5 protein-coding genes are annotated in these 4960 nt (G+C 59.7%); all 5 read left to right on the top strand.

Translation table 11 applies throughout. The features are described from left to right. Positions 1-633: 633 nt before the first annotated feature. The 5 genes from QMX86_RS27275 (at position 634) to QMX86_RS27255 (ending at position 4789) form a co-directional block, all read left to right on the top strand. Positions 634-1407 (top strand): ABC transporter substrate-binding protein, encoded by a 774-nt coding sequence (locus QMX86_RS27275; protein WP_024014020.1) that lies wholly within the window; start codon positions 634-636, stop codon positions 1405-1407. A gap of 91 nt (positions 1408-1498) precedes the next feature. Then, a complete protein-coding gene (locus QMX86_RS27270) occupies positions 1499-2188 on the top strand; it encodes an ABC transporter permease (RefSeq protein WP_016773583.1) in 690 nt (229 codons plus the stop codon). Continuing rightward, positions 2185-2883, top strand: a complete 699-nt coding sequence (locus tag QMX86_RS27265; RefSeq protein ID WP_122507650.1) for an ABC transporter permease — start codon at positions 2185-2187, stop codon at positions 2881-2883. The genes QMX86_RS27270 and QMX86_RS27265 overlap by 4 nt, the downstream gene beginning before the upstream one ends. A gap of 1 nt (position 2884) precedes the next feature. Continuing rightward, on the top strand, positions 2885-3997 hold the full coding sequence (locus QMX86_RS27260) for a succinylglutamate desuccinylase/aspartoacylase family protein (RefSeq protein ID WP_122704222.1): 1113 nt from the start codon (positions 2885-2887) through the stop codon (positions 3995-3997). Positions 3998-4024: 27 nt separating this feature from the next. Beyond that, positions 4025-4789 carry an ATP-binding cassette domain-containing protein gene (locus tag QMX86_RS27255; protein WP_007912705.1) on the top strand — a complete coding sequence of 255 codons (765 nt, stop codon included), beginning with the start codon at positions 4025-4027 and terminating at the stop codon, positions 4787-4789. Positions 4790-4960: the final 171 nt, after the last annotated feature.

Below are 4960 nucleotides of genomic sequence, written 5' to 3'. Positions count from 1 at the left end.
ATTTGTGTCGATCGGGCTGGCCTCTTCGCGAGCAGGCTCGCGCCCACAAGGAAGTGGGCGCATTTCAAATGTGGGAGCGAGCCTGCTCGCGAAGGCGATCTGTCAGACACCGCAGTAGTCAGCTGTAGGAAACCGCAACACCCCAACCAATAATTATCGATCTCCCCCGTCAGACCTTTCCCGCTGTTACCCGCCACAACCCAATGTGTAACCGCCCGCGCCAAACCGGGGCGAAGGGAAACGCGGTGCGCCGTTTTAGAGCCTCCAAAGCCCCGCGGAAAAATAAGACATAACGCTGCGCTTGCCGGATTAGAAGGGTTTGCGAATAATGGGCCCGCAACTTGCAATATGTATCGGTTCACTGTCTTTCGCTCTTGCATGAAATTGCAGGGCTGTCAATGAGCTCAAACCGCTTTCTCGGTGCATCTGTAATTAGTTGTCGCATTGAAGAAATATCGGCTTCGGGCCTGTCGTTAGAATGCCGATCACTCGCTCATCGTGGCTGACGTTGAAATCGCCTGCGGTTTCAACGGGAAATTTCCGCCGATGCGCAACCGATTTCCGATTCACCCATTCGCATATTGGGCTGTCGCTCACTCTGCCGTTTTTGCCCTTTACCGATGGAGTCCCAAGATGAAGAAACTTGTGCTGCTTGGCGCCCTGGCACTGTCCGTGCTGTCGCTGAATGCCGTCGCTGACGAAAAACCTGTGAAGATCGGCATCGAAGCGGCTTACCCTCCATTCGCTTCGAAAGCACCGGACGGCAGCATCGTCGGTTTCGACTACGACATCGGCAACGCGCTGTGCGAAGAGATGAAGGTCAAGTGCGTGTGGGTCGAGCAAGAGTTCGACGGTCTGATCCCGGCTCTCAAAGTGCGCAAGATCGACGCGATCCTGTCGTCGATGTCGATCACCGAAGATCGCAAGAAGTCGGTCGACTTCACCAACAAGTACTACAACACCCCGGCGCGTCTGGTCATGAAGGCCGGTACTCAGGTCAGCGAAGGTCTGGCTGAGCTGAAAGGCAAGAACATCGGCGTACAGCGTGGCTCGATCCACGAGCGTTTCGCCCGCGAAGTTCTGGCTCCATTGGGCGCCGAGATCAAGCCGTACGGCTCGCAGAACGAAATCTACCTCGACGTGGCTGCCGGTCGCCTCGACGGTACCGTGGCTGACGCCACCCTGCTGGACGATGGTTTCCTGAAAACCGACGCCGGCAAAGGCTTCGCATTCGTTGGCCCGGCCTTCACCGACGTCAAATACTTCGGCGACGGCGTAGGTATCGCAGTGCGCAAGGGCGACGCCCTGAAAGACAAGATCAACACTGCCATCGCGGCCATCCGCGAAAACGGCAAATACAAAGCAATCCAGGACAAGTACTTCGCCTTCGACATCTACGGCAAGTAAGACGTCTCTGCGACAAGTCCGAAATGGCGCAAGCAACAGAATCTCTGCGGTTTGCGCCATTTTTTCATCCCAACTTTCGAGGACCTGAATCATGTTGAAAGGCTACGGGGCTGTCATCCTCGATGGCGCATGGCTGACGCTTCAGCTCGCCTTGTCGTCCATGGCTCTGGCCATCGTTCTCGGGCTGATCGGTGTCGCGTTGCGCCTGTCGCCGGTGCGCTGGCTGGCGTGGCTGGGCGACCTGTATTCGACGGTGATCCGCGGCATTCCCGACCTGGTGCTGATCCTGCTGATCTTCTACGGCGGTCAGGACTTGCTCAATCGCGTCGCACCGATGCTCGGCTATGACGACTACATCGATCTGAACCCGCTGGCCGCCGGTATCGGCACCCTCGGTTTCATCTTCGGTGCGTACCTCTCGGAAACCTTCCGTGGTGCGTTCATGGCGATCCCCAAGGGCCAGGCCGAAGCGGGCATGGCGTACGGCATGAGCAGTTTTCAGGTGTTCTTCCGGGTGATGGTGCCGCAGATGATTCGTCTGGCGATTCCCGGCTTCACCAACAACTGGCTGGTACTGACCAAGGCCACCGCGCTGATTTCCGTGGTCGGTCTGCAAGACATGATGTTCAAGGCCAAGCAGGCGGCGGATGCCACGCGCGAGCCTTTCACCTTCTTCCTCGCAGTGGCGGCGATGTACCTGGTGATCACCAGTGTTTCGTTGCTGGCATTGCGTCACCTTGAGAAGCGCTACTCGGTAGGCGTAAGGGCGGCTGATCTATGATCTTCGACTACAACGTCATCTGGGAGGCACTGCCGCTGTACTTCGGCGGCCTGCTGACCACCCTCAAACTGCTCGCGCTGTCGCTGTTCTTCGGTTTGCTCGCGGCGTTGCCGCTGGGGCTGATGCGCGTCTCGAAAAACCCGTTCGTCAACGGCGCCGCGTGGCTGTACACCTACGTGATTCGCGGCACGCCGATGCTGGTTCAGCTGTTCCTGATCTACTACGGTCTGGCCCAGTTCGAAGCAGTACGCGAAAGCTTCCTGTGGCCGTGGCTGTCCAGTGCAACGTTCTGTGCCTGCCTGGCGTTTGCGGTCAACACCAGCGCCTACACCGCAGAAATCATCGCCGGCAGCCTGAAAGCCACGCCGAACGGTGAGATTGAAGCGGCCAAGGCCATGGGTATGTCGCGCTTCAAACTGTACAAGCGCATCCTGCTGCCGTCGGCCCTGCGCCGCGCGCTGCCGCAGTACAGCAACGAAGTGATCATGATGCTGCAGACCACCAGTCTGGCGTCGATCGTGACCCTGATCGACATCACTGGCGCGGCACGTACCGTCAATGCGCAGTTCTACCTGCCGTTCGAGGCGTACATCACCGCTGGCGTGTTCTACCTATGCCTGACCTTCATTCTGGTCAAGCTGTTCAAACTGGCCGAGCGTCGCTGGTTGAGCTACCTCGCGCCACGGAAGCACTGATATGCAGCGCATTGATCACGTATTGCCGTGGAGCCACCTGGGCAGCGAGCGCAAGGTTTCAGTTTTCCGGTTCGGTGAGGGCGAGCGCAAGGCCTACATTCAGGCCAGCCTGCACGCCGATGAACTGCCGGGCATGCGCACTGCCTGGGAGCTGAAAAAGCGCCTCGGCGAACTCGAAGCCCAAGGCTTGCTCAACGGCGTGATCGAGCTGGTGCCGGTGGCCAATCCGATCGGCCTCGGGCAATTGCTGCAAGGCAATTTCCAGGGCCGTTTCGAGGCGGGCAGCGGCAAGAATTTCAATCGTGATTTCGTCGAGCTCAGCGCGCCGGTCGCGGCGGCGCTGGGCGAAAAACTCGGTGATGATCCCCATGCCAACGTGCGCCTGATCCGTCAGGCAATGGCCGACCACCTGGCCGGATTGCCTGAAGCAAGCAGCCAGTTGCAAGGCATGCAACGTGTGCTGCTCAGCCACGCCTGCACCGCCGATGTGGTTCTCGATCTGCACTGCGATGCCGAAGCCGCGCTGCACATGTACGCGCTGCCGCAGCACTGGCCGCAGTGGCGTTCGCTGTCGGCGCACCTGAACGTCAAGGTTGGTTTGCTCGCGGAAGATTCCGGCGGCAGCTCGTTCGATGAAGCCTGCTCGTTGCCGTGGCTGCGCCTGTCGCGGCAGTTTCCCGATGCACAGATTCCGCTGGCGTGTCTGGCGACGACCATCGAGCTGGGCGGGCAGGCCGACACTGGCCGCGTCGAAGCCGAGGCTTATGCCGAAGGCATTCTGGCGTTCCTTGCCGAGCAAGGCCTGATCACCGGCGAGTGGCCGGACCCGGCCTTCGAACCGTGCGAAGGCATGCCGTTCGAAGGCACCGAATTGCTGTTTGCGCCACACCCCGGTGTGGTGAGTTTTTCCCGCAGGCCCGGCGAACGGGTCGAGGCGGGCGATGAGATTTTTCAAGTGATCGACCCTGTGTCCGATCGGGTCAGCACGGTATGTGCTGGTACGTCCGGGGTGCTGTTTGCCATTGAACGGCTGCGCTATGCCCAACCCGGTTTCTGGCTGGCCAAGGTGGCGGGGCGCGAAGCGCTGCGTCACGGGCGCTTGCTCAACGACTGACTGACTGTTTTTGTGAGAACCGACCGCATGTACAAACTTGAAGTCCAAGACCTGCATAAACGCTATGGCAGTCACGAAGTGCTCAAGGGCGTGTCCCTGAAAGCCGCCGCCGGCGATGTGATCAGCATCATCGGCTCCAGTGGCTCCGGCAAAAGTACTTTCCTGCGCTGCATCAACCTGCTCGAGCAGCCGCACGCCGGCAAGATCCTGCTCAACAACGAAGAGCTGAAACTGGTGGCGAACAAGGACGGCGCGCTGAAAGCCGCTGATCCGAAGCAGCTGCAACGCATGCGTTCGCGCCTGTCGATGGTGTTCCAGCATTTCAACCTGTGGTCGCACATGACCGCGATTGAAAACATCATGGAAGCGCCGGTGCACGTGCTCGGCGTACCCAAGTACGAAGCCCGGGAAAAAGCCGAGTACTACCTGAACAAGGTTGGCGTGGCCCATCGCAAAGACGCGTTCCCGGGGCACATGTCCGGCGGCGAGCAACAGCGCGTGGCGATCGCCCGTGCGCTGGCGATGGAACCGGAAGTGATGCTGTTCGACGAACCGACCTCGGCCCTCGACCCGGAACTGGTCGGCGACGTATTGAAAGTCATGCAGGCGCTGGCGCAGGAAGGCCGCACCATGGTCGTGGTGACCCACGAAATGGGCTTCGCCCGTGAAGTGTCGAACCAGCTGGTGTTCCTGCACAAAGGCGTCGTCGAAGAAAGCGGCAACCCGCGCGAAGTGCTGGTCAACCCGCAGTCGGAGCGCTTGCAGCAGTTCCTGTCGGGCAGCCTGAAATAAATCAGGGCTGCCGTTGTGCACCAGATTAGGTCATGCTTCGCGATCTTCTGGCTGGCTCAGATGCCCTGTGGGAGCGAGCCTGCTCGCGAAAGCGGTAGAACAGATAGCAGTTATGATGACTGGTACACCGCCTTCGCGAGCAGGCTCGCTCCCACATTCTGATCTTCACCG

It is taken from the genome of Pseudomonas sp. PS01270 (genome assembly GCF_029959775.1).
Lineage (GTDB): Bacteria > Pseudomonadota > Gammaproteobacteria > Pseudomonadales > Pseudomonadaceae > Aquipseudomonas > Aquipseudomonas atacamensis.
This window is presented reverse-complemented; position numbering and strand designations above follow the sequence as displayed.